The 26,470-nt window shown below is 63.7% G+C and carries 29 protein-coding genes; 23 read left to right on the top strand and 6 right to left on the bottom strand.

Going from position 1 to position 26,470, the window contains the following annotated elements; genetic code table 11:
- Nucleotides 1-86: 86 nt before the first annotated feature.
- Together yfbR and KUV81_RS15440 are read left to right on the top strand one after the other, a co-directional pair.
- The gene (yfbR, locus tag KUV81_RS15445; protein ID WP_222544797.1) at nucleotides 87-707 is read left to right on the top strand and encodes a 5'-deoxynucleotidase; all 621 of its coding nucleotides are present in this window, start codon (nucleotides 87-89) and stop codon (nucleotides 705-707) included.
- A 99-nt stretch (nucleotides 708-806) separates the two neighbouring features.
- Complete coding sequence (locus KUV81_RS15440) at nucleotides 807-1,712, top strand: hydrogen peroxide-inducible genes activator (RefSeq protein WP_222544796.1); 906 nt, start codon at nucleotides 807-809, stop codon at nucleotides 1,710-1,712.
- On the opposite strand, the gene KUV81_RS15435 is transcribed toward KUV81_RS15440, so the two are convergent.
- Together KUV81_RS15435 and mutH are read right to left on the bottom strand one after the other, a co-directional pair.
- The gene (locus KUV81_RS15435) at nucleotides 1,660-2,763 is read right to left on the bottom strand and encodes an adenylate/guanylate cyclase domain-containing protein (RefSeq protein WP_261389441.1); all 1,104 of its coding nucleotides are present in this window, start codon (nucleotides 2,761-2,763) and stop codon (nucleotides 1,660-1,662) included. The two genes, KUV81_RS15440 and KUV81_RS15435, sit on opposite strands and share 53 nt — an antisense overlap.
- A 131-nt stretch (nucleotides 2,764-2,894) precedes the next feature.
- Nucleotides 2,895-3,563: a DNA mismatch repair endonuclease MutH gene (gene mutH / locus KUV81_RS15430; protein ID WP_222544795.1), complete on the bottom strand. Its 669-nt coding sequence runs from the start codon at nucleotides 3,561-3,563 to the stop codon at nucleotides 2,895-2,897.
- Between the two features lie 629 nt (nucleotides 3,564-4,192).
- Here mutH and rppH point away from each other — a divergent pair.
- The 10 genes from rppH (at nucleotide 4,193) to KUV81_RS15380 (ending at nucleotide 13,319) form a co-directional block, all read left to right on the top strand.
- Nucleotides 4,193-4,735: an RNA pyrophosphohydrolase gene (rppH, locus tag KUV81_RS15425; protein ID WP_222544794.1), complete on the top strand. Its 543-nt coding sequence runs from the start codon at nucleotides 4,193-4,195 to the stop codon at nucleotides 4,733-4,735.
- Nucleotides 4,732-6,963, top strand: coding sequence for a phosphoenolpyruvate--protein phosphotransferase (gene ptsP, locus KUV81_RS15420; RefSeq protein ID WP_222544793.1), 2,232 nt, complete (start codon nucleotides 4,732-4,734; stop codon nucleotides 6,961-6,963). The genes rppH and ptsP overlap by 4 nt, the downstream gene beginning before the upstream one ends.
- A gap of 87 nt (nucleotides 6,964-7,050) precedes the next feature.
- Nucleotides 7,051-7,845, top strand: coding sequence for a prolipoprotein diacylglyceryl transferase (gene lgt, locus KUV81_RS15415; RefSeq protein WP_222544792.1), 795 nt, complete (start codon nucleotides 7,051-7,053; stop codon nucleotides 7,843-7,845).
- Nucleotides 7,842-8,675, top strand: a complete 834-nt coding sequence (locus KUV81_RS15410; RefSeq protein WP_222544791.1) for a thymidylate synthase — start codon at nucleotides 7,842-7,844, stop codon at nucleotides 8,673-8,675. Before lgt ends, KUV81_RS15410 begins: the two co-directional genes overlap by 4 nt.
- 119 nt (nucleotides 8,676-8,794) lie before the next feature.
- Complete coding sequence (gene nhaA / locus KUV81_RS15405; RefSeq protein WP_222544790.1) at nucleotides 8,795-9,994, top strand: Na+/H+ antiporter NhaA; 1,200 nt, start codon at nucleotides 8,795-8,797, stop codon at nucleotides 9,992-9,994.
- Between the two features lie 23 nt (nucleotides 9,995-10,017).
- Nucleotides 10,018-10,404, top strand: a complete 387-nt coding sequence (locus KUV81_RS15400) for a hypothetical protein (RefSeq protein WP_222544789.1) — start codon at nucleotides 10,018-10,020, stop codon at nucleotides 10,402-10,404.
- 2 nt (nucleotides 10,405-10,406) lie between these two features.
- A complete protein-coding gene (gene nhaR, locus KUV81_RS15395; protein WP_222544788.1) occupies nucleotides 10,407-11,315 on the top strand; it encodes a transcriptional activator NhaR in 909 nt (302 codons plus the stop codon).
- A 63-nt stretch (nucleotides 11,316-11,378) separates the two neighbouring features.
- On the top strand, nucleotides 11,379-12,587 hold the full coding sequence (locus tag KUV81_RS15390) for a Bcr/CflA family multidrug efflux MFS transporter (RefSeq protein WP_222544787.1): 1,209 nt from the start codon (nucleotides 11,379-11,381) through the stop codon (nucleotides 12,585-12,587).
- Between the two features lie 11 nt (nucleotides 12,588-12,598).
- On the top strand, nucleotides 12,599-12,856 hold the full coding sequence (locus KUV81_RS15385) for a succinate dehydrogenase assembly factor 2 (protein WP_261389440.1): 258 nt from the start codon (nucleotides 12,599-12,601) through the stop codon (nucleotides 12,854-12,856).
- A complete protein-coding gene (locus KUV81_RS15380) occupies nucleotides 12,837-13,319 on the top strand; it encodes a protein YgfX (protein WP_222544785.1) in 483 nt (160 codons plus the stop codon). Before KUV81_RS15385 ends, KUV81_RS15380 begins: the two co-directional genes overlap by 20 nt.
- Here the strand turns inward: KUV81_RS15380 and nadB are convergent.
- Nucleotides 13,268-14,875: an L-aspartate oxidase gene (nadB, locus tag KUV81_RS15375; protein ID WP_222544784.1), complete on the bottom strand. Its 1,608-nt coding sequence runs from the start codon at nucleotides 14,873-14,875 to the stop codon at nucleotides 13,268-13,270. The genes KUV81_RS15380 and nadB overlap by 52 nt on opposite strands.
- Nucleotides 14,876-15,074: 199 nt before the next feature.
- On the opposite strand from nadB, the gene rpoE reads away from it, so the two are divergent.
- The 11 genes from rpoE (at nucleotide 15,075) to acpS (ending at nucleotide 23,819) form a co-directional block, all read left to right on the top strand.
- Nucleotides 15,075-15,653 carry an RNA polymerase sigma factor RpoE gene (gene rpoE / locus KUV81_RS15370; protein ID WP_222544783.1) on the top strand — a complete coding sequence of 193 codons (579 nt, stop codon included), beginning with the start codon at nucleotides 15,075-15,077 and terminating at the stop codon, nucleotides 15,651-15,653.
- Between the two features lie 19 nt (nucleotides 15,654-15,672).
- A complete protein-coding gene (locus KUV81_RS15365; protein WP_222544782.1) occupies nucleotides 15,673-16,251 on the top strand; it encodes a sigma-E factor negative regulatory protein in 579 nt (192 codons plus the stop codon).
- Nucleotides 16,252-16,283: 32 nt separating this feature from the next.
- A complete protein-coding gene (locus KUV81_RS15360) occupies nucleotides 16,284-17,216 on the top strand; it encodes a MucB/RseB C-terminal domain-containing protein (RefSeq protein WP_261389439.1) in 933 nt (310 codons plus the stop codon).
- The gene (locus tag KUV81_RS15355; RefSeq protein ID WP_222544781.1) at nucleotides 17,209-17,646 is read left to right on the top strand and encodes a SoxR reducing system RseC family protein; all 438 of its coding nucleotides are present in this window, start codon (nucleotides 17,209-17,211) and stop codon (nucleotides 17,644-17,646) included. The genes KUV81_RS15360 and KUV81_RS15355 overlap by 8 nt, the downstream gene beginning before the upstream one ends.
- 72 nt (nucleotides 17,647-17,718) lie before the next feature.
- Nucleotides 17,719-19,512 (top strand): translation elongation factor 4, encoded by a 1,794-nt coding sequence (gene lepA, locus KUV81_RS15350; protein ID WP_222544780.1) that lies wholly within the window; start codon nucleotides 17,719-17,721, stop codon nucleotides 19,510-19,512.
- A gap of 3 nt (nucleotides 19,513-19,515) precedes the next feature.
- Nucleotides 19,516-20,430 (top strand): signal peptidase I, encoded by a 915-nt coding sequence (gene lepB / locus KUV81_RS15345; protein ID WP_222544779.1) that lies wholly within the window; start codon nucleotides 19,516-19,518, stop codon nucleotides 20,428-20,430.
- A complete protein-coding gene (gene rnc, locus KUV81_RS15340) occupies nucleotides 20,427-21,104 on the top strand; it encodes a ribonuclease III (RefSeq protein WP_222544778.1) in 678 nt (225 codons plus the stop codon). Before lepB ends, rnc begins: the two co-directional genes overlap by 4 nt.
- Complete coding sequence (gene era / locus KUV81_RS15335; protein WP_222544777.1) at nucleotides 21,101-22,006, top strand: GTPase Era; 906 nt, start codon at nucleotides 21,101-21,103, stop codon at nucleotides 22,004-22,006. Before rnc ends, era begins: the two co-directional genes overlap by 4 nt.
- Entirely contained in the window at nucleotides 21,993-22,718 is a 726-nt protein-coding gene (recO, locus tag KUV81_RS15330; protein ID WP_222544776.1) for a DNA repair protein RecO, read from the top strand. The genes era and recO overlap by 14 nt, the downstream gene beginning before the upstream one ends.
- Nucleotides 22,696-23,433, top strand: coding sequence for a pyridoxine 5'-phosphate synthase (pdxJ, locus tag KUV81_RS15325; RefSeq protein WP_222544775.1), 738 nt, complete (start codon nucleotides 22,696-22,698; stop codon nucleotides 23,431-23,433). The genes recO and pdxJ overlap by 23 nt, the downstream gene beginning before the upstream one ends.
- Complete coding sequence (acpS, locus tag KUV81_RS15320; RefSeq protein ID WP_222544774.1) at nucleotides 23,433-23,819, top strand: holo-ACP synthase; 387 nt, start codon at nucleotides 23,433-23,435, stop codon at nucleotides 23,817-23,819. Before pdxJ ends, acpS begins: the two co-directional genes overlap by 1 nt.
- Here the strand turns inward: acpS and KUV81_RS15315 are convergent.
- The 3 genes from KUV81_RS15315 to KUV81_RS15305 form a co-directional block, all read right to left on the bottom strand.
- The gene (locus KUV81_RS15315; RefSeq protein WP_222544773.1) at nucleotides 23,807-24,154 is read right to left on the bottom strand and encodes a hypothetical protein; all 348 of its coding nucleotides are present in this window, start codon (nucleotides 24,152-24,154) and stop codon (nucleotides 23,807-23,809) included. The genes acpS and KUV81_RS15315 overlap by 13 nt on opposite strands.
- Nucleotides 24,155-24,204: 50 nt before the next feature.
- Nucleotides 24,205-25,470 carry an HlyC/CorC family transporter gene (locus KUV81_RS15310; protein ID WP_222544772.1) on the bottom strand — a complete coding sequence of 422 codons (1,266 nt, stop codon included), beginning with the start codon at nucleotides 25,468-25,470 and terminating at the stop codon, nucleotides 24,205-24,207.
- 76 nt (nucleotides 25,471-25,546) lie between these two features.
- On the bottom strand, nucleotides 25,547-26,335 hold the full coding sequence (locus KUV81_RS15305) for an inner membrane protein YpjD (protein WP_222544771.1): 789 nt from the start codon (nucleotides 26,333-26,335) through the stop codon (nucleotides 25,547-25,549).
- Nucleotides 26,336-26,470 lie beyond the last annotated feature (135 nt).

Raw genomic sequence — 26,470 nt, 5'->3', positions numbered from 1 at the left:
GCATAAAGTGACTGAAGATCCAGAGGTTTTCTATGACAGTCCAAAGGATCTAGGATTGGGTAATGGGTCCATTTCTTGGAGGCGCCATGCAGCCTGTCTTTTTTGCTTTGATGTCCCGGATGCAGAACGTGCACCGCTGGGGCAAGTCCAACCCCACCCGGGCGGAGAACGTGGCGGAACACAGCTTCCAGGTGGCGATGTTCGCCCACTGCCTGGGGCTTGTTCGCAACCGGGTGTTCACCGACGCTCCGCCGCTGGATGAGAACCGCCTGGCGGTGACGGCGCTGTTTCACGATGCCGCCGAGGTGCTCACCGAGGACGTCAACAGCGGCATCAAGTACTGCGAGCCAAGAATGCTGGAGCTTTGCCGGGAGATGGAGTCCATCGCCTCGAGGATGCTGCTGGGCACCCTGCCGGAGCCGCTACAGCCCGGTTACGACCCCTTGATCAACCACGGCGAGGATAAGGAGACCGCGCGCTTCGTCAAAGCCGCGGACCTGCTGTCCGCTTACACCAAGGCGCTGGCGGAGCTGCGGGCCGGCAACAAGGAGTTCGAGGGCACCGAACGCAAGGTGTTGGCCGCCTTGCAGCCATACATCGACCAGATGCCCGAGGTGGCCTGGTTTATGACCCACTTCGTGCCGGCTTTCCAGATGACCATCGATGACTTGGTGGAGGCGGCGTTCGACCCCCAAAGCAGTCGCTAGCGGGCACGGATTTGTGATCGGGATCCGCCGGGGAAAGCTGACGAAAGTTCAAAAATCGAATAGAGTCTGGTTTATCAATCGATATTAGTGAATTTCGTCATGAACAAGCTCCCCAGCCTGAAAAACCTGTATTACCTGGTGCAGCTGCACCGGGAGCAGAACTTCAACCGCGCCGCCAAGGCCTGTCACGTCAGCCAGTCCACCCTCTCCTCCGGGATCCAGAACCTGGAGGAGCAACTGGGGGGCCAGCTGATCGAGCGGGACCACAAATCCTTTATGTTCACCGCCCTGGGTGAGGACGTGGTCAAGCGGGCCCGCAACCTGTTGGCGGAGGTTCAGGAGATGACGGACCTGGCCCGCAGCGCCGGTGAGCCCATGGCGGGCACCATTCGCCTGGGCTGCATCCCCACCATCGCCCCCTTCCTGCTCAACCGCGTGGTGCGTGAGTCCGGCAAGCAGTTCCCCGAACTGTCCCTGCTGCTGCGGGAGGACACCACGGAGAACCTGATGGCGGCGCTGGGCAACGGCGAGCTGGATCTGCTGCTGCTGGCGCTGCCGGTGGACACCAGCGGGTTCCACAGCATGGGGGTGGGGATCGATCCCTTTAAGATGGTGGGCCATCCGGAGCAGATGGCAGTGGGAGAGGTGGAGTACGAATCCCTGCCGGATCAGAGCATCTTCCTGCTGCAGCGGGAGCACTGCATCACGGGCCACGCCATCAGCGCCTGCGAGATGAAGAACAGCACCAAGGTGAACCCCTTTGCTGCCACCAGCCTGCACACCCTGGTGCAGATGGTGGACTCCAAACTGGGCACCACTTTCCTGCCGCAGATGGCCATCGACTCCGGGATCCTGGGGGGCACCGAGTTGGAGATCTACCAGCCGCCGGGCGAGGCCCCCTACCGGGAGATCGGGCTGGTGTGGCGCCAGACCTCAAGCCGTCTGCGCACCTTCAGGACGCTGGGTCAGATGATCCAGGGTCTGTTGCCGGCGAAGGCAGGGTAACGGAGAACACCTCCACCTCCTGCTGCTTGCCCTTGAGGCGAATCGGCCCCAGAGGTTCGATCTGGAATCCCTGGGGCGTGCCCACCATCGTTTTTACCTTGCCGGAGATCAGCAGGTTGCGTTTGAGTGGGCCGCACTGGTCCTGCAATCGGGCCAGGGTATTGAGCACGTCGGAGAAGTAGCTGATCTCCTGCTTGTCCACCCCCACCACGGCGGCCATCACCTTGCCGCCGTGCAGCGCCCCCTTGAACTTGGGCAGAAAGCCGTACTGCTCCTGGAAGTAGTGGCGGTTCCACTGCAGGTTCTGCACGAAATCGAAATAGAGCCCCAGGGCCTGAGCCTGATCCTGGCCCGGCTTGAGCTTCCAGCTGACGATCACCGCATCCCCGATGTATCGGTAGATCTCCCCGCCGTGGCGCTGGACACTGCCGGAGAGGAGATCGAAGCAGTCCTGCACCAGCCGACTGAAGCGGTAGTCCCCCAGTGCCTCGGCGTGGGGGGTGGAGCCGACCATGTCGAGGAAGAGGAACAGGCGCTCCTCCTGGCGGGGGCGGTGGTATTTGCCCAGCCCCATATTGATGAGGTTGCGCCGCCCCACCAGCAGGATCATCTGTTCCAGGAATGCCAGCCAGAGGCGCACCAGCACCAGGTAGACCACCAGGGTCTGGGTGGAGGCGGAGTTGAGGATGCTCTGGGTCAGCTGCTCGTAGCGCAGATCCAGGTTGGGATCCGGCGCCCAGGTGTTCAGCCACAGGGTGATCTTGATCAGCACCAGGGCGCCGATCATCAGGAACATCCCCTTGAACAGCACCACCATCAGGTAGCTCATGCGGCGAATGGGGCTGACGGCGGTGATCAGGTTGGACAGCCAGTGCAGGCAGCCGAGGATGGTCCCCAGGTAGATGGACAGGGTGGTCATGTCCGCAGCGGTCACCGCCCAGTCCGGTGCCACCGGGCTGAGGGCGTAGCGGAAGATCACGAAGGCCCCCATGGCCAGGGTCCAGGCGATCACCGCGAATAGGAGTTTCTGTAGCTCGTGGCCTGCTTGCAAGATTTCTGTACTGCGTGTTCGAACAAAGAGTTGAGGCTTGATGCCGCCCTTAGGCGGCGCAGATTGTAATCAATATCCCTATTGGGAACCAGTGATCTTGGACAAAAATCCAGTGGGTTCAGTGGAGAGGATCACAGGTAATGGCGAGACAGCAGGGCGGCGGTAAAGCGGCTGCGCAGGTAAAACCCCCGGGGCAGGGTCTGGATACGCAGCCCATCCGGACCGATCGCCTCGGTCAACACCCGGCGGTTGGCCGCCTTGGGGCGCAGCTGCAAAAACTCCCCCTGGTGGGCGGTGATGCGCTCCACCTGGCCCAGTGCCACCTGCTCCATCAGCTCCTCCCAGTCCCGTCGCAGCACCGCCGCTTCCTGCTCATCCGGCTGCCACAGCAGGGGCATGCCGACCCGGCGCTCGGCCAGTGGGATCGCGCGGCTGCCCTCAACCGGCACCCAGAGCACCCGGTTGAGTTTGTGGCACACCACGGAGTCCGACCACCGCAGGCCACTGACGTCGGTCAGGGGGCAGACACAGATGTAGGTGGACTCCAGGGGCTTGCCCTGCTCGTCGATGGGGATGCTTTTGAGTTCCACCCCCAAGGCGGGGAAGTCCGGCTCGGGGCGGGACCCGGCACTGGCGCCGAGCCACAGCTCCAGCAGCTGACCGCCCCAGCCCTTGTGGCGGCGCAGATCCTCGGGCACGACCACGTCGAGTTCGGCGGCGATCTCACCCAGGCTCAGGCCGGCCATGGCGTGGGCACGATCAAGCAGTTCGGTGATGGAGTGGGGGGGAGTGACAGGCATCCCGCCATTCTAACGAGCCGATGGGAGGGGCTCCAGCGCCGCCTGGCTAAAAATGCGCCAAACAGAAAATTGCGACTTATCTACAGTGGTAAAAATAATATAAGTGATTGAATTTTAATGATTAAGTTGTGTTCGGGCTTTTTGCGCCCCCCCCCCTGGACCAGTTATCCGGTTGCTTGCGGCGCCTTACGCACACGGTTATCCACAATTCGCTGGGATAACTCGGATCCCAACGGGGCTAACAGAGATCTCCCGCCACCGCAATCCCCAAAATCGCGCTTAATTGTGGACAAAAAACCCTGCGTCCGCCGGGTTTTTCCGGGGATTCAGAGATTGGTGGATCTTTGTGCGATCCAAGTGGCGATCGCTTTTGAGGGTGTCGTGAATTTGGTATAAGCATATGAAAATAGATGATAATGTCCCGATTTCTGTTTCGGGCCGCTGCCCCCTTTTACGCCAGCGTCTGGCGGATATCTCCACAATGGGGCCAGTTACGAACACCGTTATCCACAGAGATCGTGGATATCTTCTGTTTATAACTTGGCGCACAGGCCCACACGCTGTCGATTGCCGCCGACAACCCTTTGTGGAACAATCGCAATAAGTTATGAATTCAATCGGATGACAGCGTGATCGACAACGATGGCTTTCGTGCCAATGTCGGGATCATCATCTGTAACCGTCAAGGTCAGGTGTTGTGGGCCAGGCGCTTCGGTCAGCACTCGTGGCAGTTTCCCCAGGGAGGCGTCAACGAGGGAGAGACGCCGGAACAGACTCTGTTTCGCGAACTCTACGAAGAGGTGGGCCTGAAGAAAGAGGATGTGCGCATCTTGGCGCGCAGCCGCTCCTGGTTACGCTACCGCTTGCCGAAGCGGCTGGTGCGACAGGACAGCAAGCCCCTGTGCATTGGACAGAAACAGAAATGGTTCCTGCTGCAACTGGTCTCCAAGGAGTCGCAGATCAACCTCTCCGCCTGTGGGCGGCCGGAGTTTGATGACTGGCGCTGGGTGAGCTATTGGTATCCCGTGCGTCAGGTGGTGTCCTTCAAGCGGGACGTCTACCGCAAAGTCATGAAGGAGTTTGCGCCGGTGGTGCTGCCGATGCAGGCCGGGGAGGGTTCCAAGGAGCGCCCCAGCCAGCCACGGCACCGACGCCGGCGACGTAAGAGATGATCAGTACACTGCGACACATAGTGCAACGGGTGTCGCAGGCCAATACTGTCGAGCAGTCGATGGCAGAGTTGGTCCGGCTGACCCGTGCCGCCATGCAAACCGACTGCTGCTCCCTCTATCTGGTGGAGGAGCACTCCCTGCTGCTCTTCGCCACCGAAGGGCTCTCCCAGGACGCGGTGGGCCACTCCCGCCTAGACTGGGGGGAAGGGGTGGTGGGCCTGGTGGCCCAGCGGGAAGAACCCCTCAATCTCGCCGACGCTCCCAAACACAAAGCCTTCAAACTGCTGCCCGAGGTCCAGGAGGAAGCCTACCGCGCCTTCCTGGCGGTGCCGGTGATCCACCGTCGCCAGGCCCTCGGGGTGCTGGTGGTCCAGCAGCGCCTGGCCCGTCAGTTCAGCGAGGAGGAGGAGTCCTTCCTTATTACCCTGGCATCCCAGCTGGCCCCCCAACTGCGGGAGCGGGCTCTTAGCCGTCCCCAGGATCCCAAGCTTATCCACTACCCGGCCCTGGTGGCCGCCGAAGGTATCGCCATCGCCCCGGCCCTGTTGGCCCGGCCCAAGATGGACCTGGTCCAGCCCGAACGCCGCGCCGAGTCTCCCGAGCGGGAGTGGCAGCGCCTGGAGCAGGCGTTGCTGGCCACCTCGGAGGAGCTGGCGGAGCTGGGGGGACGGATCAGCGAAGAGGTGGAGTCGGAGCTGGCACTGCTGTTTGACTGCTTCCTGGAGCTGCTGGCGGACGCCGATCTGCGCCTGGCCCTGCGCAACTGCGTCGAGCAGGGCTGGATGGCGGAGACCGCCGTCTCCAAGGTGGTGCTGGAGTACGTCGGTCAGTTCGAGTCGATGAGCGACGATTACCTGCGGGAGCGGGCGGCGGACATCCGGGATCTGGGCCAGCGCCTGCTGGACCAGCTGGCCCGCCCCAGCCTGGCCCCCTACCGCCTGGACCACCCGGTGATCCTGGTGGCCAAGGAGATCACCGCCACCATGCTGGCGGAGATCCCGCGACAGAAACTGGCGGGGATCGTCAGCATCAAGGGGGGGATCAACTCCCACGCCGCCATCCTGGCCCGCGCCATGGGGGTGCCGGCGCTGGTGGCGGTGGAGGGGATCAAGCCGGCCCAGATGGCGGACAAGACCCTGCTGATCGACGGTCTGGAGGGGCGCCTCTGGCTGGAGCCGGCCAGCGAAGTGGTGCGCGCCTTCGAGGCCCTGGAGCGCGGCCTGGAGCGTCGCTCCGCACGCTTCCGTCGCCAGTTGGCCGAAGTGTGCCACAGCCGCAATGGCGAAGCGGTGTCGCTGTTGCTCAACGCCGGTCTGGACGCCGACGAGTCGGTGCTGGGCAAGGCGGGGGTGACCGGGGTGGGGCTCTACCGCACCGAGGCCCTCTTTATGGCCTACAACCAGTTTCCCACCGAGCAGCAGCAGGAGCGGGCCTACCGGCGCGTGCTGGAGCGGGCCAGCGGCAAGCCGGTCACCATCCGAACGCTGGATGTGGGGGGCGACAAACCGCTGCCTTACTTACCCATCCGGGAGGACAACCCCTTCCTCGGTTGGCGCGGTGTGCGCCTGTCGCTGGATCACCCGGATCTCTTCCTGACCCAGGTGCGGGCCCTGATCCGCGCCAATGAGGGGCTGGGCAATCTTCGCATCATGGTGCCCATGGTCTCCCGGCTCGATGAGATCCAAAGTTGCCGTCGTCTGCTGGAGCAGGCGGTGCAGGAGCTGGGGGAGGAGCTGGGACGGCCGGTCACGGCCCCGGCGCTGGGGATCATGGTGGAGGTGCCGGCGGCGCTGCTGCAGCTGGCCCGCTGGTGGCCGCTGCTGGATTTCGTCTCGGTGGGCAGCAACGACCTGACCCAGTACCTGCTGGCGGTGGATCGCAACAACGCTCAGGTGGGGGCCAGCTTCGACAGCTTCCATCCGGCAGTGGTCGCGGCGCTGGCCCAGATCGCCAGCCACTCCGCCGACCAGGATCTGAGCCTCTGTGGTGAGCTGGCCGGCGAAACGCTGGGGGCGCTGTTACTGCTGACCCTGGGGTATCGTCAGCTCAGCATGAACAGCGGCTCCCTCGGGGCGATCCACTTCCTGGTTCAGCATCTGGATCTGGCCGAACTGCCGGCCCTGCGCGAGTCGGTGCTGGCGGCAGCGGACGGCGAGGAGGTGCGTCGGTCTCTTGTCGAGTTCCTCGAAGGCCAGGGGCTGGGGGAGCTGGTGCCCGCCAACGCCTGAGCCGTTGCCGTTACCGCGGGATCCCCTTATCCTAGGGGCCCATCTGCGTCACATCGCTTACCCATTCAAATTTAAGGTTTTGACACCATGTCGGATCAGCTATTTACCTTTCCCCAGATCGATCCTGTGATCTTCGAACTGGGCCCGCTGGCGCTGCGCTGGTACGGGGTGATGTACCTGCTTGGCCTTTTGGGCGCCATGTGGCTGCTCAACCGTCATGCGGACAAGCCCGGCTCCGGCTGGACCCGGGACGAGGTGTCGGACCTGCTGTTTTACTGTTTCCTGGGGGTGATCCTCGGGGGCCGCCTGGGCTACGTGCTGTTCTACGGCTGGCAGTGGTTTATTGAAGACCCCCTCTACCTGTTCCGCATGAGCGACGGCGGCATGTCCTTCCACGGCGGCCTGCTGGGGGTGATCGCGGCAATGGCCTTTATGGCCCGGCGCCAGAAACGCACCTTCTGGCAGGTGGCGGATCTTATTGCCCCCACGGTGCCCATCGGCCTGGGCCTGGGCCGGGTCGGCAACTTCATTAATGCCGAGCTGTGGGGCCGCACCACCGATGCGCCCTGGGGCATCGTCTTCCCCGGTGCCGGGCCCTTGCCCCGTCACCCCTCCCAGCTCTACGAAGCGTTCCTTGAGGGGCTGGTGCTCTTTTTGGTGATGCAGTGGTACATGAAACGCACCGACAAGCCGGGGGCGCTGGCCGGCCTGTTCCTGGTCGGTTACGGCGTCTCCCGCTTCCTGGTGGAGTTTGTCCGGGAGCCCGATGCCCATATGAGCCTCTATCTGGGCTTCACCATGGGCCAACTGCTGACTCTGCCCATGCTGGTGTTTGGCGCCTACCTGATGTTACGTAACCGTCCCGAGGAGAAACGAGTATGAAGGCCTACCTGGAACTGCTGGACCATGTGATGACCCAGGGGGTGGACCGGGACGACCGCACCGGCACCGGCACCCGCTCGGTGTTTGGCCACCAGATGCGCTTCGACCTGGCCGAAGGCTTCCCCATGCTCACCACCAAGAAGCTGCACTGGAAATCCATCGTGCACGAGATGCTCTGGTTCCTCAGTGGCGACACCAACGTGCGCTACCTGCAGGAGAACGGCGTGCGGATCTGGAACGAGTGGGCCACCGAAAGCGGCGAGCTGGGGCCGGTCTACGGTGTGCAGTGGCGCCACTGGCAAACCCCGGATGGCCAGGAGATCGATCAGATGGCCAAGGTGATCGAGGATCTCAAGGTGCGCCCCAACAGCCGCCGCATCATCGTCTCCGCCTGGAACCCGGCGGACCTGCCGGATGAAGGGGTGGGCCCGGCGGACAACGCCGAGGCGGGCAAGATGGCGCTGGCCCCCTGCCACGCCTTTATCCAGTTCTACGTGGCCAACGGCAAGCTCTCCTGCATGCTGACCCAGCGCTCCGTGGACTGCTTCCTCGGGCTGGCGTTCAACATCCCCAGCTACGCGCTGCTGACTCACATGGTGGCCCAGCAGACCGGTCTGGAGGTGGGGGAGTTCATCTGGAGCGGTGGCGATGTGCACATCTACAAGAACCACTTCGAGCAGGTGAAGACCCAATTGCAGCGCACCCCGGGTTCATTGCCTAAGCTGGTGATCCGTCGTTGCCCCGAGTCGCTGTTTGATTACCGGTTCGAGGATTTCGAATTGCAAGATTATGTGGCCCTACCGCATATTCCTGCGCCTGTCGCCATTTAAGGTTTTTTCGAGTGATCGGGATCCCAATTCGGCTATTCCGATCTAAAATGGCGATAGAAACGAATATCTCATTCTATCGGGCCCGACTACACTCGGTCTGTTAAATTCGGAGGAGTGTAATGAAGCACGCAATTAAGAACTTCCTGAGCCAGGAGTCGTCCGGCGGCATCATCCTGATGATCGTCGTGGCGTTTGCCATGGTTTTGGCCAATTCACCGCTGGATGCCATGTACGACGCGTTCCTGAACACCCCGGTTCAGGTGCGAGTGGGTGCACTGGACATCGACAAGCCGATGTTGCTTTGGATCAACGACGGCCTGATGGCGCTGTTCTTTATGTTGATTGGTTTGGAAGTTAAGCGTGAGCTGGTGCAGGGTGCCCTGTCCAGTCCGAGCAAAGCGGCCCTGCCGACCTTCGCCGCCATCGGCGGCATGGTGGCCCCGGCCCTGGTCTTCCTGGCCTTCAACTACGCCGACAGCACCGCCCGCAACGGCTGGGCCATCCCCGCGGCCACCGACATCGCCTTCGCACTGGGTGTGCTGGCGCTGCTGGGCAGCCGTGTCCCGGCCACCCTTAAGGTGTTCCTGTTGGCGCTGGCGATCATCGATGACCTGTTGGCCATCCTGATCATCGCCCTGTTCTACAGCGATTCCCTGTCAGCCGCCAGCCTGGCGGTGGCGGGCATGGCGATCATCGGCCTGACCCTTTTGAACCGTCGCGGCGTGCGGGACCTGATGCCCTACATGCTGATCGGTCTGGTGCTCTGGGTCGCGGTACTCAAGTCCGGTGTGCACGCCACCCTGGCGGGTGTGGTCCTGGCCTTCACCATCCCCTTGAAGAAGGACGAGCACGGTCACTGCCCCAGTGAGCATCTGGAGCACACGCTGCACCCCTGGAGCACCTTCATGATCCTGCCGATCTTCGCCTTCGCCAATGCCGGTGTGAGCCTGACCGGCCTGACCCTGGCCGACCTGACCGCGCCGCTGCCGATGGGCATTGCCCTGGGCCTGCTGCTGGGTAAACCGCTGGGGATCATGCTGTTCAGCTGGCTGGCCGTGGCCCTCAAGGTGGCCAAGCTGCCCGAAGGGCTGCGCTGGGTGCACCTGCTGGGTGTCTCCCTGCTGTGCGGTATCGGTTTCACCATGGCGATGTTCGTGGCGTCCCTGGCCTTTGAGGCCGGCGTGATGAACTATGGCGACCTGTCTCGCCTGGGCATCCTGATCGGTTCCGGTGTGGCCGCCGTCCTGGGTTACTTCATCCTGAAGGCGACCCTGAAGGACGAGCAGCCCGTTGGCCAGACCGCCGACAGTCAAGCCTGATTGAAGTAAGAGAGTGAGGGATTATGAAACAAGCGATTGGAGTGCTGCTGGCCCTGGCCATCAGTCCGGTGGCCCTGGCCAATGACGTCAACCTGGCCCAGTGCCAGGGTGACCCCAAGAGCCAGGCCTGCCTGGATTACCTGGAGGGCACCGTGGACGGTGCCCTGGCGGTCGGCGCCATCATGAACTCGCCCAAGCTCGCCGCGGACAGCTACGCCGAGCGGGCCCTCAAGTACCGCTCTGGCCGCCGCTTCAAGCAGGCCAACGACGCCTACTGCAAGCAGCGTCTGCCGGAGCGGGACCAGATGGTGCTCGCCCTGGATGAGCTGTCCGAGCAGGGCCTCCTGACCACTCAGGAGGAGCTGCAGCAGGCGCTGGCGGCGCTGTTCTACTGCGCACCGGGCCAGTAATCATGGCTCACCTCAACTACAACCATCTGTACTACTTCTGGATGGTGCGAAAGAAGGGATCGGTGGCCAAGGCCGCCGACGCCCTGTTCCTCACCCCGCAGACCGTCACCGGCCAGATCCGGCAACTGGAGCGCCGCCTCGGCGGCAAGCTGTTCAAGCGCCAGGGCCGTCAGCTGGTGGCCTCGGAGCTGGGGGAGCTGGTCTACCGCTACGCGGACAAGATGTACAGCCTCTCCTACGAGATGCTGGACCTGCTCAACTACACCAAGGACAGCTCCATCCTGTTCGAGGTGGGGATCTCCGACGCCCTGTCCAAATCCGTGGCCAGCCGACTGCTGTTGTCGGTGATGCCCGATGGCGACAACATCCATCTCAACTGCTACGAGTCCACCGACGAAAACCTGGTGGACCGCCTCTCCCAGCACAAGCTGGACGTGGTGCTCTCCGGCAGCGACGCCGAATCGCTGAAACTGCCCGAGATCCTGAGCAAGAAGTTGGGCCAGTGCGGCATCACCTTCGTCAGCAAGAAGCCCCTGGAGGGCAGCTTCCCGGCCAACCTGGAGCAGGCCAAGCTGCTGATCCCCCATCGCAAGACCGCGTTGGGTCAGCAACTGCTGCGCTGGTTCGATGAGATCGGCCTGGAGCCGCGGATCACCGGCGAGTTTGACGACTCGGCGATGATGAAAGCCTTCGGTCACTATACCGATGGGGTCTTTGTGATCCCCTCGCTGTACCGTGAGGAGATGCTCAGCATGGGCTTCCACCTCATCGGCGAGACCCCGGAGGTGCAGGAGGAGTACTACGTGATGTTTGCCGAGCGGATGATCCAGCATCCGGCGGTGAAGAGCCTGCTTGATTCAGATTTTGGGGAGTTTTTCCGCGGCGAGGAGTCGCCCGCCTTCCCCCTTTGATGCCTTGCCAGAACACCGGCCAGATGGGATGATGGCCGGTCTCTTTCTGGTCGTCGCGGTATCATGAACGTCCAACGCCCCCCCTACCTGACCCTGATCGCCCTGCTGGGCGCACTGGCTGGGCTTACGCCCCTGGCCATCGACATGTACCTGCCCGCCATTCCGGCGATGGCGGGGGATTTCGCCGTACCGGTCCAGACCATGCAATACACCGTCAGCGTTTACCTACTGGGCTTTGCCCTGGGGCAGCTGCTGTACGGCCCACTGACCGACTCCCTGGGGCGCATGCCCGTGCTCATTGGCGGCCTGGGCCTCTTTGCCCTGGCCAGCCTGGCCTGTGCCCTGGCCCAAAGCGCCGAGCAGCTGATCGCCGCCCGGGTGCTTCAGGCCCTGGGGGGGGCGGCGGGCTCGGTGGTGGTGATGGCGCTGCTGCGGGACCTGTTTGAGCGCGACCAGTTTGCCCGGGCGATGAGTTTCGCCATGCTGGTGATGAACCTGGCGCCCCTGGCGGCGCCGGTGGTGGGCGGTTACCTGCTGCTCATCTTCGGCTGGCAGAGCATCTTTATGGTGCTGGCGGGGGTGGCGGCGGCCCTGGCGCTGCTCATCTGGCGCATCATCGGCGAGACTCTGCCGGTGGAGGCCCGTCCCCCCCTCAACCTGATGTCGGCCCTGGGCACCTATCGACGCATTTTGGCCAACCGGATCTGCATGGGCTACCAGCTGATCGGCATCCTGGTCTCTGCCACTCTGTTCGCCTTCCTGACCGGCTCCCCCTACGTCTACATCGAGTACTTTGGGGTGCCGGCGGAGCAGTTCGGTTACTACTTCGGCGCCAACATCGTCCTGATGATGGCCCTGACCAGTCTGAACGCCCGCTACGTGGCGCGACTGGGCTCGGTCCGCATGCTGGGGATCGGACTGACCCTGGGGGCCCTGGGGGGCACTCTGCTGCTGTTGGCTCAGGCGTTCGGCTTGGGCGGACTTTGGAGCGTGGTGGGGCCGGTGCTGCTGATCATGGGGCCCATGGGCATGGTGTCCGCCAACGCCGTGGCGCTCAGCCTGGATGCCATGGACGGTGCCGCCGGTTCCGTGGCGGCGCTGGGGGGCTTCCTTCGCTTTTTCGGCGGAGCCCTGGTGGGGGGCGCCATGACTCTGGTGCACACCGAGTCGCCCTGGGCTTTGGTGATCACCATGAGCCTGTGCCTGTTTGCGGCCGGCGCCACCTATCTGTGGATGGTCCGTGGTAGGATAGCGCCCAGCCAGTCATCGTGATGGAGAGAAGAATGACACCCGAGCAACACGAGATCATCAAGCGTCTGAAGTGGGCCTGCCGTCGGGGCATGCTGGAGCTGGATGTGCTGCTGGAGCCCTTTGTCGAGCGCGAGTACTTGGGCCTGGCAGCGCAGCAGCAGGAGGACTTCGAGCGCTTGCTCAAGGAGGATGATCCGGATCTGTTCGCCTGGTTTATGGGCCACGCGCCCTGTCCCGATCCCGCCCTGGCCGCCATGGTGGCGCTGATCCTTGAGCGCAACCGCCTCTGAGGCCTCAGGCGTCGCGGCGCGACGCTATCACTTCTATCCCAGGGCGTCCCGAGACGGACGTTCCTGGGTCCTGGCCGGTTACCTTCTGCTGGCCGCTACCCTCGGGCTGTGGCCCGCCGAGCTGCCGCTCTGGGCCCGTTGGGTTCAGGGGGGGATCCTGGTGGGGTTGGGGCTCTTGGCCTGGCGTCATCGGGGGCCGTTGCCGGCCCGGCCGTTCAGCCTTACGGAGGCGGGGCAGGGACGCTGGCTGGACTCGGACAGCGACTTTGCCCTGAGCCCCGCCAGTCGATTGCTGCCCAGGATGGCGCTGCTACGATGGCACCAGGATGGCCAGCGGGGCTGGCACTGGTGTCACCGCGACAGCTTCGAGCGGGCCGACTGGCACCGGCTGTGCCGCCTGGTGCTGCGGGCTCAGCGCGGTGACAGCACCGTGGGGCCGGGCTCGGCCGCCGGTTCCGGGTAATCCAGGGTGTAGTGCAGGCCGCGGCTCTCCTTGCGGGCCATGGCGCTGCGCACAATCAGTTCCGCCACCTGCACCAGGTTGCGCAGCTCCAGCAGGTCATTGCTGACCTTGAAGCCGGCGTAGTACTCCTGGATCTCCGATTTGAGCATCTCTACCCGGCGCAGGGCCCGCTGCAATCGCTTATCGGTGCGTACAATCCCCACGTAATCCCACATAAAGAGTCGAAGCTCGTGCCAGTTGTGGGCGATCACCACATGCTCGTCGGAGCTGATCACCTGGCTTTCGTCCCACTGGGGCAGGGCGGGCGGCTCGGATTGGGGTGCCGCCAGTCGCGCCTTGATGTGGCGGGCGCAGGCGCGGGCAAACACCAGGCACTCCAGCAGGGAGTTGCTGGCCATACGATTTGCGCCGTGCAGCCCGGTGTAGGCCACCTCGCCGATGGCGTAGAGCCCTTCGAGGTCGGTCTGGCCATCGAGATCGGTCATCACCCCGCCACAGGTGTAGTGGGCGGCGGGCACCACCGGCATCGGCTCCCGGGTGATGTCGATCCCCAGGGAGAGGCAGCGCTCATAAATGGTGGGGAAGTGGCGCTGGATGAACTCCGGCGACTGGTGACTGATGTCCAGGTACATGCAGTCCGCCCCCAGGCGTTTCATCTCGTAGTCGATGGCACGGGCCACCACGTCGCGGGGCGCCAGCTCTTCCCGGTCGTCGAACTCCGGCATAAAGCGGCTGCCGTCCGGTCGGCGCAGCAGGGCCCCTTCGCCGCGCAGCGCTTCTGTCAACAGGAAGTTGCGGGCCTGGGGGTGGTAGAGGCAGGTAGGGTGGAACTGATTGAACTCCATGTTGGCCACCCGGCAACCGGCTCGCCAGGCCATGGCGATGCCATCTCCCGAGGCGATGTCCGGGTTGGAGGTGTATTGGTAGACCTTGGAGGCCCCGCCGGTGGCCAGTGCCACGAAACGGGCGCGGACGGTTTCCACCCGCTCCACTTCGCGGTTCCAGATGTAGGCCCCCACCACACGATTGTCTCCCTCAAGACCCAGCTTCTCCGTGGTGATGAGATCGACTGCGTTGAACCGCTCCAGCACCGTGATGTTGGGGTGGGCCAGGGCGCGGGCCTGCAGGGTGTCCTGCACCTCTTTGCCGGTGGCGTCCGCCGCGTGCAGGATGCGACGGTGACTGTGGCCGCCCTCCCGGGTCAGGTGGTAGCGCGCCTGACCGTCGCTGTCGGTCTCCTGGTCGAAGTCCGCGCCTTTGCGGATGAGCCACTCCAGGGCCGAGCGGGCTTCCCGGGCGGTGAACTCCACTGCCTTGGGATCGCACAGGCCCGCCCCGGCCACCAGGGTGTCGGCGACATGGGACTCGACGGTGTCCTGCTCATCGAAGACTGCGGCGATGCCCCCCTGGGCATAATAGGTGGACCCCTCTTTGAGTCGCCCCTTGGCGATGACGATCACCCTGGCGTGGCTGGCCATTTTCAGTGCCAGGGTCAGACCCGCGGCGCCACTGCCGATCACCAGAAGATCGGCATGGTGTTCAAGCCCTTGATTCATCCGTTATCATGCTGTTGAAAGTCGATGGGCCTATGGTACTCCCAGTCGGCAAAAACGCCCACCCCCCAAGGGGCGTACGACTTTGTGATCGGGATCTAAAAAATTTACGAACTTTTACGATTTGGTGCAGTCTGATTAGGTGCGCTTGATACGAGTGAAAGAAAAATCAGCAAGTTAAGTTTTAGGAGAGAGCTCTCGAGTGAGTGAGCCGATTAGCGATCAGCAACTGGTCGAGCGCGTCCAACGAGGCGATAAGCAAGCGTTTAATCTCCTCGTGGTGAAGTATCAGCACAAGGTAGCCAATTTGATTGGCCGTTACGTCAAGAACCAAGGCGACGTAGCGGACGTGGCCCAGGAGGCCTTCATCAAGGCTTACCGCTCGTTGCCCAACTTTCGTGGCGAGAGTGCGTTTTATACTTGGTTGTACCGGATTGCGGTGAACACCGCGAAGAACTATCTGGTCTCCCAGGGTCGCCGGCCCCCCGCCAATGACGTGGATGCCGACGAAGCGGAATTTTACGACGGTGCCGATGCTCTAAGAGAATCGGCAACGCCAGAAAGGCAGCTGCTGTCCGATGAGATCAAACGCACTGTGTTTGCCACCATCGAAAGCCTGCCGCAAGAGTTGAAAGTGGCGATCACCCTCCGGGAAATTGAGGGGATGAGTTACGAAGAGATCGCCGCCGTTATGGAGTGTCCCGTTGGGACAGTGCGTTCGCGGATCTTCCGCGCTCGTGAAGCGATCGACAAACGGATCCAGCCGCTGCTGGAACGGTAATTGAAACTTAAGGTGAGCAATGACTGAACGTAAGGAAAAGCTGTCGGCATGGATGGACGATCAGCCGAGTGACGGCATCTACCAGGACCTTCTGGAGGATGCACAGCTGAGCGAGCGCTGGCACCGTTACCACCTCATTGGTGACGCCATGCGCAACGAGCTGCCTGAGCACCTGCAGTTGGACATTGCCGCCCAAGTGGCGCAAAGCCTGGAGGCCGAACCCGCCATCCTGGCGCCCCGTGCCCGTCGCCGCTTCGCCCTGCCGGGTAAGGTGGTGGAGATGGGACAGCGCTTTGGCCAGTACGCCATCGCCGCCACCGTGGCCGCCGTGGCCGTGGTTGGGGTGCAGCAGTACAGTGCCGAAGAGGCGGTGACACCGCTGCCGGTGCTGGAAACCATGCCGATGCTGGGCGCACCGAGCCCCGCCAGCTACCAGGTTCCGGGTATGGGCCAGTCCCAGTCCCCTGCCGTGGACAAGGAGCGTGAAGCGATGGAGCAACAGCGCCGCGCCAACGCCTTCTTGCGGGATCACCTGTTGCAGCAGCGCCTGAACAGCGGCAACAGTGTCGAGACCGCCGCCATCCGTGAGGACCAATAAGCCCAGTGCGAGTCCTGTTAACCTGTCTTTTGTTGGCGACCTCTCTGGTCGCCAACGCCAATGAGGCCGATACGGCCCAACGCTGGCTTGAACGCATGGCCAGCTCCCTCACCGCCGAAAACTTCCAGATCTCCCTGGTGCAACTGCAACGAGACCAGATCCGCACCCTGCGCTATTTCCATGGCGTGGTGGAGGGGGAAGAGGTGGCTTACCTGGATCACCTGAATGGCCCCAGCAAAAGTGTGGTTCGGGTGGGCAACCAGGTGACTTACCTGGAACACGATGTGGCCCCTTACTCGGTCAATGCCGGCCGGATCCATGGCTGGTTGCCACCGGCCTTTGCCGGCAACATCGAGCGGCTGACCCCCCACTACCAGTTCGTTAAGGCCGGTCGCAACCGGGTGGCCGGGCACACCGCACAGCTCATTCGCATCGTGCCGGAGGACGCCTACCGCTACCAGTACCGGGTGTGGCTCGACATCGAGTCGGCGCTGCCGCTGCGGGTGGATCTGCTGGACACCGAGAACAACCTGCTGGAGCAGGTGCTGGCCATCGAGCTGCACCTGTTTGAACAGCCGCTGCCTCAACTGGAGGAGCTCAAGGCCCAAGTCTGGCCCAATGTGGTGGTACCGCCTCAGTCCAGCCAGAACAGCCGCTGGCAGTTTGGCTGGTTGCCTAAGGGCTTTGCCGTCACCCACTACGACCAGCACCTGCTGCTGGGGCTCAACGAGCCGGTGGAGTACCTCTCCCTGTCCGACGGCCTGGCGGATTTCTCCGTCTACATTGGTTTGGCGGGGCAGGTGGAGTTGCCCACTCACCTCAGCACCACCAACGGCCTGGCGTTGGCCTCGGCCATCCACGGCGAGGTGGAGGTAGTGGTGGTGGGCAAGTTGCCGGTGGACGCTTTGAGCAACGTGGCCAACAACATCTATCCGGCGGGCGAGGCCGGAGGGCCCAGTGATTGAAGCCGTGGGCACCGTTTTGCGGTGCGAGGGCGGCCGGGTCACCCTGACCTGGCAGAGTCAATCCGCTTGCGGCCACTGCGAGCAGGGGGATCAGTGCGGCACCGGTGTGGTGGCCAAGGCCCTGACCCCCAAATCCAACATTCTGACCCTGCCCTGCGGCCGGGACTACCCCCAGGGCACCCAGCTGAGGCTGGGGATCGCCGAGTCGGACCTGCTCAGTGCCTCCGCCCTGGTCTACCTTTTCCCCTTGGCGGGGCTGCTGGCCGGCGCCATCCTGGGCCAGCAACTTGCCGGCTCAGAAGGGGGCAGCATTGCGCTGGCCCTGCTGGGCGGCGTGGGTGGCTTCGGGGTCGCCCGTTTCCGGGCCCGTCAGCAGCGTCAACGTATCACCATTCTAGGGGAGCTGGGCCAGCCGGTGGCCAATGCATAGCCCGCCGGGTGAAAATCCGCTAAAATCGCCTCCCTTATACCGATTCACGATATTTGCGAAGTAGCGGCACCGATGAAGCACATCCGAAATTTTTCCATCATTGCGCACATTGACCACGGCAAGTCCACCTTGTCCGACCGTCTGATCCAGTTCTGCGGCGGCTTGTCTGATCGTGAGATGGAAGCCCAGGTCCTGGATTCCATGGATCTCGAGCGCGAACGCGGCATCACCATCAAGGCCCAGAGCGTGACCCTGGACTACCAGGCCAAGGATGGGGAAACCTACCAGCTCAACTTCATCGACACCCCCGGGCACGTGGACTTCAGCTACGAAGTCTCCCGCTCCCTGGCGGCCTGTGAAGGGGCGCTGCTGGTGGTGGACGCCGGTCAAGGGGTGGAAGCCCAGACCCTGGCCAACTGCTACACCGCCATCGACATGGATCTCGAGGTGCTGCCGATCCTCAACAAGATCGATCTGCCCCAGGCGGACCCGGACCGGGTGGCCCAGGAGATCGAGGACATCGTTGGCATCGACGCCATGGACGCGGTGCGCTGCTCCGCCAAGACCGGCGTGGGCATCGAGGACGTACTCGAGGTGATCGTCAACAATGTGCCGGGCCCGGAAGGGGATCCGGAAGCGCCGCTGCAAGCCTCCATCATCGACTCCTGGTTCGACAACTACCTGGGGGTGGTCTCCCTGGTGCGGGTCAAGAACGGCAAGCTGAAGAAGCACGACAAGATCAAGGTGATGAGCACCGGCCAGGTGTGGGGCGTGGACCGTCTGGGGATCTTCACCCCGAAGCAGAAAGACACCACCGAGCTCAATTGCGGTGAGGTGGGCTGGGTGGTCTGCGGCATCAAAGACATCCACGGTGCCCCGGTGGGGGATACCCTGACCCACGCCAAGCACGGGGCGGAGCAGCCGCTGCCGGGCTTCCAGAAGGTCAAGCCCCAGGTCTATGCCGGCCTGTTCCCCATCTCCACCGACGACTACGAGGACTTCCGCGACGCCCTGGCCAAGCTGTCCCTGAACGACGCCTCCCTGTTCTACGAGCCGGAGACCTCCGCGGCCCTGGGCTTCGGGTTCCGTTGTGGCTTCCTGGGCATGCTCCATATGGAGATCATCCAGGAGCGCCTGGAGCGGGAGTACAACCTGGAGCTCATCACCACGGCGCCGACCGTGGTGTACCGGGTGACCCAGACCGACGGCACCGAGCTGATGGTGGACAACCCCTCCGCGTTGCCGCCGCTCAACAACATCGAAACCATCGCCGAGCCCATCGTTGAGGCCAACATCCTGGTGCCCCAGGAGTACCTGGGCAACGTGATCACCCTGTGTGTGGAGAAGCGCGGGGTGCAGAAGGACATGACTTACCACGGCAACCAGGTGGCGGTGCGCTACGAGCTGCCCATGGCGGAGGTGGTGCTGGACTTCTTCGACCGTCTCAAGTCCACCAGCCGGGGCTTCGCCTCCCTGGATTACAACTTCAAACGTTTCCAGGAAGAGGACATGGTGCGGGTCGACGTGCTGATCAACGGCGACCGGGTGGATGCCCTGGCGATGATCACCCACAAGGACAACGCTCAGTTCCGCGGCCGTCAGCTGGTGGAGAAGATGCGGGAGCTGATCCCCCGTCAGATGTTCGACATCGCCATCCAGGCCTCCATCGGCAACCACGTGATCGCCCGGACCAACGTTAAGGCGCTGCGTAAGGACGTGACCGCCAAGTGTTACGGCGGCGACGTCAGCCGGAAGAAGAAACTGCTTCAGAAGCAAAAAGAGGGTAAGAAGCGGATGAAGCAGGTCGGTAACGTTGAGGTGCCCCAAGAGGCCTTCCTCGCCATCCTGAAAGTGGGAGACAAGTAATCGATGGCCACCCTGTTTTCTCATCTGCTGGTGCTGGTGACTTTGGCCACCGGCCTGGTCTGGGCCTTTGACCATTTCGTGCTGCGGCCCAAGCGGCAGGCCAAGGTGGCCGCCGCCGAGCAGGTGAACAAGCTCAGTGATGATGCCCGGGTCAGCATGCTCAGAGAGGGACCGGTGGCGGAAAACTGCCGCTCCGTCTTTCCGGTGCTGGCGCTGGTGCTGATCCTGCGCTCTTTCCTCTACGAACCCTTCCAGATCCCCTCCGGTTCCATGATGCCCACCCTGCTGGTGGGCGATTTCATCCTGGTGGAGAAGTACGCCTACGGCCTGCGGGATCCGGTGTGGCGCCACAAGTTCATGGAAACCGGTGAGCCGGCCCGCGGTGACGTGGCGGTGTTCAAGTACCCGGAAGATCCCAGGGTGGACTACATCAAACGGATCGTCGGCCTGCCCGGTGATCGGGTGATCTACCGCAACAAGCGGCTCTACGTGCAGCCGGCCTGCGCCGAAGGCGTCGAGCCCTGCCCGCAGATGCAGGAGGTGGCCCGGGTGCCCGAGAGCGTTGGTGACTTCTTCCAAAGCGGCATCCCGCTGGAGCGCTACCGCGAATCCCTGGGTGAGGTGAACCACGACATCCTGGTGAACCCGGCCCGGCGCGATCCCAGCCAGGCCTATTTCGGCCAGCGTGGCCATCGCCCCGGTGAGTGGGTGGTGCCCGAGGGGCAGTACTTCGCCATGGGGGACAACCGGGACAACAGCACTGACAGCCGCTACTGGGGCTTTGTCGATGAATCGCTGCTGGTGGGCAAGGCGGTCTTTATCTGGACCTCCTTCGAGTTTGAGCGTCGTGCCGACAGCGCGCTGCCCAGCTGGATCCCCACCGGTATCCGCTTCGACCGCATCGGTGGTCTGGAGTGAGCGTCAATCCCCTAAACAAACTGCAGCAGGCCCTGGGCTACGGGTTTCAGGATCTGGCCCTGCTGCAACAGGCCCTGACCCATCGCAGTGCCGCTGCCCAACATAACGAGCGCCTGGAGTACCTGGGCGACGCCGTGCTCTCCTTCGTCGTCGCCGAGGCCCTCTACCTGCGCTTCCCCAAGGTGGCGGAGGGGGACATGACCCGGATGCGCGCCTCGCTGGTCAAGGGCGTCACCCTGGCCGAGCTGGGCCGGGAGCTGGCCCTGGGCGAGGTGATCAAACTGGGCCCCGGTGAGCTTAAGTCCGGCGGCTTTCGTCGCGACTCCATCCTGGCGGACGCGGTGGAGGCGATCCTCGGTGCCGTCTACCTCGATGGCGGGATCGAATCCTGCAAACCGCTGATCCTAAGGCTGTATCAGCAGCGCCTCGAGCAGATCGAACCGGGGATCCGGCAGAAGGATCCCAAGACTCGGCTGCAGGAGCACCTGCAGGCGCGCAAGTTGCCGCTGCCCGAGTACGAGGTGGTGTCCGTGGAAGGGGACGCCCATAATCAACGCTTTACGGTGCGATGCATCGTCAGCGATCTGGCGGCGCCGATGGTCGGCACCGGCAGCTCCCGGCGCAAGGCCGAGCAGGACGCGGCCAGCCGGGCACTGGAGCAACTGTCTCAATGAGCGAAACCACTTACTGCGGCTTTGTCGCCATCGTCGGTCGCCCCAACGTGGGCAAGTCCACCCTGCTGAATCAGCTGCTGGGGCAGAAGGTGTCCATCACCTCCCGCAAGCCCCAGACCACCCGTCACCGCATCATGGGGATCCACACCGAAGGGGCCTACCAGACCATCTTCGTGGACACCCCCGGCCTGCACGTGGAGGAGAAACGCGCCATCAACCGCCTGATGAACCGGGCGGCCGCGTCCAGCATCGGTGATGTGGAGATGGTGATCATGATGGTGGAGGGCACTCGCTGGACGCCGGACGATCAGATGGTGCTCAACAAGCTCAAGCGGGGCGCCAGTGAGCGCAAGACGGTGCTGGTGGTCAACAAGATCGACCAGGTCAAGGACAAGGCGGAGCTGATGCCCCACCTGCAGTGGCTGCAGGAGCAGTTCCCCTTCGACGCCATCGTGCCCATGTCGGCGGGCAAGGGGGACGACACCCGCCCGCTGGTGGAGATGGCCCAGAAGGAGCTGCCGGAGTGCATCCACTACTTCCCCGAGGAGTACGTCACCGACCGCAGCCAGCGCTTTATGGCCGCGGAGATCGTTCGTGAGAAGCTGATCCGTTTCCTCGGCGACGAGCTGCCCTACGCCATCAACGTGGAGATTGAGCAGTTCCAGGTGGACGACAAGGGCACCTACCACATCAACGCCCTGATCCTGGTGGAGCGTTCCGGTCAGAAACGCATGGTGATCGGCAACAAGGGCGAGAAGATCCGCACCATCGGCCGGGAAGCCCGGCTCGACATGGAGCGGCTGTTCGACACCAAGGTCTACCTGGAAACCTGGGTTAAGGTGAAGTCTGGCTGGGCCGATGACGAGCGCGCCTTGCGCAGCCTGGGGTATGGCGACGACTGAACCGCTGCACCGCGCCTACCTGCTGCACGCTCGGCCCTACCGCGAGTCGAGCCTGCTGCTGGATCTGCTGTCGGAATCCCACGGCCGGATCGCCGCGGTCGCCCGCGTGGGGGGCCGCAGCGGTGGCGCCAAGAAGGCCCAACTGCAACCCTTCCGCCCCCTGATGATCGGCCTGACCGGTCGCACCACTCTTCGCACCCTGGCCCAGCTCGAGGCCCCCACACTGCCCCTGCCCCTGGCGGGCAACCGCCTCTACGCCGGCCTCTACCTCAACGAACTCTGCCAACGCCTGCTCAAGGAGTGGCAGCCCCTGGACGGGTTGTTTCAGCACTACCACGACGCCCTGATGGCCCTGGCCGGCGAGGCGGCGATGGAGCCGGTGCTGCGGGAGTTCGAGCGCGGGATCCTGGATCACCTGGGGGCTTTGCCGCCGCCCAATCAGGACGCCGAGGGCGCGCCCCTGGCACCGGACGCACACTACCGCTGGCAGCCCCAGCAGGGCTGGGTGTTGCTCGCTGCTGGCCAGAGCGGCTACAGTGGCGACAGTCTGCTTCAATGGCAGCAGCAACGGCTGGCGGGAGAGCCGGCCCTGGGCCAGATCAAGCAGGCGGTGCGGCAACTGCTGCGCCCCATGCTGGGGGACAAACCGCTGCACAGCCGGACCCTTTTTCAACAACAACGAGGACGTAATGAGCATTCTTCTGGGCGTTAACATCGACCACATCGCCACCCTGCGCCAGGCGCGGGGCACCGACTACCCGGATCCGGTGCACGCCGCCGCCGTGGCGGAGCACGCCGGCGCCGACGGCATCACCATTCACCTGCGGGAAGATCGTCGCCACATCGTCGACCGTGATGTGGAGGTGCTGGCCAAGACCCTGAAGACCCGGATGAACCTGGAGATGGCGGTGACCGAAGAGATGCTGGCCATCGCCGAGCAGACCCGGCCGGCCTACGTCTGCCTGGTGCCGGAGAAGCGCGAAGAACTCACCACCGAAGGCGGTCTGGACGTGGCGGGCCAGAAGGCCAAGATCGCCGATGCCGTGACCCGGTTGCGCCAGGCGGGGATCAAGGTGTCCCTGTTCATCGACGCCGATCCCCAGCAGATCGACGCGGCGGTGGCCGTGGGGGCCCCCTACATCGAGATCCACACCGGCCACTACGCCGATGCCGAGGACGAGGTCAGTCGCGACAAGGAGCTGGTGCGCATCGCCGAAGCGGCCCGCTACGCCCACGGCAAGGGGCTGGTGGTCAACGCCGGCCACGGCCTGCACTACCACAACGTTCAGCCCATCGCCGCCATTCCCGAGCTGTACGAACTGAACATCGGGCACGCCATCATCGCCCGGGCGGCCATCGACGGCCTGGATCTGGCGGTGCGGGACATGAAGCGCCTGATGCTGGAGGCCCGGCAGGGGCGCGGCTGATGATCATCGGCCTGGGCACCGACATCGTTGAAATCGGCCGCATCGAGGCCCAGTACAGCCGCCTGGGCCGCCGCTTTGCCGAGCGGATCCTGACCCCGGCGGAGCGGGAGGAGCTGGCGGCGTCCAACCACCCGGTGCGCCTGCTGGCCAAGCGCTTTGCGGTCAAGGAGGCGGCGGCCAAGGCATTGGGTACCGGAATTGGCCGGGGAGTCTCCTTCCAGCACATTGAGCTTCAGCACAGTGAGTGGGGCGCACCCCTGTTGGTGCTCAGTGGCGGGGCCCGGGACCGGTTCGAGCAACTGGGCGGCACCCACAGCCACATCAGTCTGTCTGACGAGCAGCATTACGCCACGGCCACCGTGGTGCTGGAGGGTCAGAAGCGGTAACGGGCGATGAGCGACAGCGCCATCCGCTCGCCGGACTGCTCGTGCTGTTGGTGGGTAAAGTCCAACGCCAGCCGCGCCCTCCCCAACTGGTAGCCCCCTTCGATGCGGGTGGTCTGGTGGCGCTGGGCCTGCCAGTCGGTGCCCAGGTACCAGTGGCGCTCTGGCTTGCCCCAGCGCAACTCCCACAGGGCCTCGCCCTCTGTCTGGGTGGCCGGGGGCAGCGACGGGGCTAGGGGGTGGTCGTATGGGGTCTCATTGGCCTGTGCGGCGGGCAGGAAAGCGAGCAAAGCAAACAACACCGGCCCGGCGCAAAGGAGACGAACTGGCCGGGTCATGGCTCCATCCTGTTTTGGCAGCGCGGAGACTAAGTGTAGTAATGCTGCCGTCAGTTTGCCGGCAAAACTTTCACCGATTTCACCATGTTATCCGCCACTTCCAGCACCTCGACACCGTGTCCATTGATGTTCAGCTGGGTGTGGGGAGCCGGGATCTCCTCCAGACGCTCGAGGATCAGGCCATTGAGGGTCTTGGGACCGTCGGTGGGAAAGGCCCACTGGGTTTCGCGGTTGAAATCCCTAAGGGTGATGCTGGCGTCCACCAGCAGACTGCCGTCATCCTGATGACATATTCCTTCACTGGGCGGCGCCTGCAGTCCGGTGGTAAAGTCGCCGACGATCTCCTCCAGAATGTCCTCCAGGGTCACCAGGCCCTGAATGTCGCCGTACTCGTCCACCACCAGGCCGATGCGCTCCTTGGCGCGCTGAAACTTCAGCAGCTGCACATTGAGCGGCGTGCCCTCGGGGATGAAGTAGATCTCCCGCACCGCCCGTAACAGGGTGCTCTTGTTCGCCTCCCGCTGCTCCTTGGTAAGCAGGCGCAGCACGTCACTGAGGTGAATGAAGCCCACCACGTCATCGATGTTGTCCCGGTAGAGCAGCACCCGGGTGTGGGGGCTGTGGGTCAGCTGGCGAACGATGGCCCGGTAGTCGTCGTTGATGTCGATGGCGTAGAGCTCGGCCCGGGGGATCATGATGTCCTCCACCGTGACCTTCTCCAGATCCAGAATGGACACCAGCATCTCCCGGTGGCGACGGGGGATGAGCCCGCCGGCTTCGTGCACCACGCTGCGCAGCTCATCGGTGCTGAGGTGGTCGCCCCGGGCACTGCGGTGGCTGAGCCCCAGCTGGTTGAGGATGCCGTTGCTGATGGCGTTGACCAGGGCCACCAGGGGGTAGCAGAGGGTCATCAGCGGGCGCAGGATCAGGCTGTTGGGGAAGGCCAGCTTTTCCGGATACTGGGCAGCCAGGGTCTTGGGGGTAACCTCGGCGAAGATCAGCACAATCAGGGTCAGGCCACCGGTGGCCACGGCGGGTCCCCAGTCACCGTACCAGCGCTGACAGACGATGGTGGCGATGGAGGCGGCGGCGAGGTTGACGACGTTGTTGCCGATGAGGATCAGGCCGATCAGGCGATCGGGCCGCTGCAGCAGCCGGTCCACCCGTTGAGCCCCGCGATGGCCTTTGGACGCCAGATTGCGCAGGCGATACCGGTTGAGCGACATCATCGCGGTTTCGGTACCGGAGAAGAAAGCGGAGATCAGGATAAGGACAGCAAGCAGGGTCAGCAAACTGCCGGTGGCGATGTCGTCCAATAGGGGGTCTCTTTTGCCGTTCGGATCCCTAATTAAACGACTGAGGCGCGCCCTGTCAAGGGCGCGCCGGACGGGATCAGGTGAGGATCAGCTCTTTCACCACCCGGGAGCCGAAGTAGGCCAGGGTCAGCAGGGCGGCCCCGCTGAAGGTAAAGGCCACGGCGGAGCGGATCCGCATCCCCTTGGTGTGGTGACGCAGCAGCATGATGCCGTAGACCACCCAGGCCACCATGGAGAGGATCGCCTTGTGCCCCTTGCCATCCCCCAGGAAGTCCTCGAGGAACACCCAGCCGGTCAGCAGGCCCAGGGTCAGCAGAACGAAGCCGATCCAGGTCAGGTGGTAGAGCTGCTTCTCCACCGTCATCAGCGGCGGCAGGGCGGGGTTGAGCATGATCTGACGCTGCTTGAGGCGGCGATCGATGCCCGCCAGCTGGATGGCGTAGAGGGCGGCCAGCAGCATCACCGCGTAGGAGAGCAGGGCCAGCACCACGTGGGTCAGCACCATGGGCTCCGCTTCGAAGTGGGTGATGTACTTGGGCGGCAGCAGCCACAGGCCCACCACCGCCAGGATGGCGCACAGGTAGACCGCCGGCGCCACCACCAGCACCTTGAGCCGGGGCATGGTGACGGTGATCGCCACGGTGATGATCCACACCAGCAGGGATAGGGTGTTGGTGAGACTGAAGTTCTGACCGTCCTTCATCAGGATGGCGTCACCCAGCACCAGGGCATGGCCCACCACGGCGACACCGGCGCTGATGGTCACCAGTTTGCGGTTGGGGCCCTCAGGCGCCAACAGGCGGGAAGCCAGCAGATAAAATGCAATGGCGTATCCGAGGATCGCCACGACCGCGAATAACTCCATGATGTCCCTTTTCGCAGTTAGAGCGCTGAAAACAAAGGCCGCGCCCAGCACCTCGAGCAAGCTTACCACGGCCCACAGGGGGCTGCATCGGGCCGAAGCGCCGAGATGTGATCTGGGCTTGATTGAGTTTGTCTC

Origin of the sequence: Ferrimonas balearica, from assembly GCF_019802085.1 — a bacterium.
Classification (GTDB): Bacteria; Pseudomonadota; Gammaproteobacteria; order Enterobacterales; family Shewanellaceae; genus Ferrimonas; species Ferrimonas balearica_B.
This window is presented reverse-complemented; position numbering and strand designations above follow the sequence as displayed.

Excerpts from the sequence above, each read along its gene's own strand:
- KUV81_RS15440 (WP_222544796.1), top strand. The coding sequence starts at position 807 with ATGAACAAGCTCCCCAGCCTGAAAAACCTGTATTACCTGGTGCAGCTG.
- nadB (WP_222544784.1), bottom strand. The coding sequence starts at position 14,875 with ATGAATCAAGGGCTTGAACACCATGCCGATCTTCTGGTGATCGGCAGT.
- acpS (WP_222544774.1), top strand. The coding sequence starts at position 23,433 with ATGATCATCGGCCTGGGCACCGACATCGTTGAAATCGGCCGCATCGAG.
- KUV81_RS15390 (WP_222544787.1), top strand. The coding sequence starts at position 11,379 with ATGAACGTCCAACGCCCCCCCTACCTGACCCTGATCGCCCTGCTGGGC.
- pdxJ (WP_222544775.1), top strand. The coding sequence starts at position 22,696 with ATGAGCATTCTTCTGGGCGTTAACATCGACCACATCGCCACCCTGCGC.
- KUV81_RS15410 (WP_222544791.1), top strand. The coding sequence starts at position 7,842 with ATGAAGGCCTACCTGGAACTGCTGGACCATGTGATGACCCAGGGGGTG.
- KUV81_RS15385 (WP_261389440.1), top strand. The coding sequence starts at position 12,599 with ATGACACCCGAGCAACACGAGATCATCAAGCGTCTGAAGTGGGCCTGC.
- KUV81_RS15365 (WP_222544782.1), top strand. The coding sequence starts at position 15,673 with ATGACTGAACGTAAGGAAAAGCTGTCGGCATGGATGGACGATCAGCCG.
- ptsP (WP_222544793.1), top strand. The coding sequence starts at position 4,732 with ATGATCAGTACACTGCGACACATAGTGCAACGGGTGTCGCAGGCCAAT.
- yfbR (WP_222544797.1), top strand. The coding sequence starts at position 87 with ATGCAGCCTGTCTTTTTTGCTTTGATGTCCCGGATGCAGAACGTGCAC.
- lepB (WP_222544779.1), top strand. The coding sequence starts at position 19,516 with ATGGCCACCCTGTTTTCTCATCTGCTGGTGCTGGTGACTTTGGCCACC.
- recO (WP_222544776.1), top strand. The coding sequence starts at position 21,993 with ATGGCGACGACTGAACCGCTGCACCGCGCCTACCTGCTGCACGCTCGG.
- KUV81_RS15400 (WP_222544789.1), top strand. The coding sequence starts at position 10,018 with ATGAAACAAGCGATTGGAGTGCTGCTGGCCCTGGCCATCAGTCCGGTG.
- era (WP_222544777.1), top strand. The coding sequence starts at position 21,101 with ATGAGCGAAACCACTTACTGCGGCTTTGTCGCCATCGTCGGTCGCCCC.
- mutH (WP_222544795.1), bottom strand. The coding sequence starts at position 3,563 with ATGCCTGTCACTCCCCCCCACTCCATCACCGAACTGCTTGATCGTGCC.
- nhaR (WP_222544788.1), top strand. The coding sequence starts at position 10,407 with ATGGCTCACCTCAACTACAACCATCTGTACTACTTCTGGATGGTGCGA.
- lgt (WP_222544792.1), top strand. The coding sequence starts at position 7,051 with ATGTCGGATCAGCTATTTACCTTTCCCCAGATCGATCCTGTGATCTTC.
- nhaA (WP_222544790.1), top strand. The coding sequence starts at position 8,795 with ATGAAGCACGCAATTAAGAACTTCCTGAGCCAGGAGTCGTCCGGCGGC.
- lepA (WP_222544780.1), top strand. The coding sequence starts at position 17,719 with ATGAAGCACATCCGAAATTTTTCCATCATTGCGCACATTGACCACGGC.
- KUV81_RS15315 (WP_222544773.1), bottom strand. The coding sequence starts at position 24,154 with ATGACCCGGCCAGTTCGTCTCCTTTGCGCCGGGCCGGTGTTGTTTGCT.
- KUV81_RS15305 (WP_222544771.1), bottom strand. The coding sequence starts at position 26,335 with ATGGAGTTATTCGCGGTCGTGGCGATCCTCGGATACGCCATTGCATTT.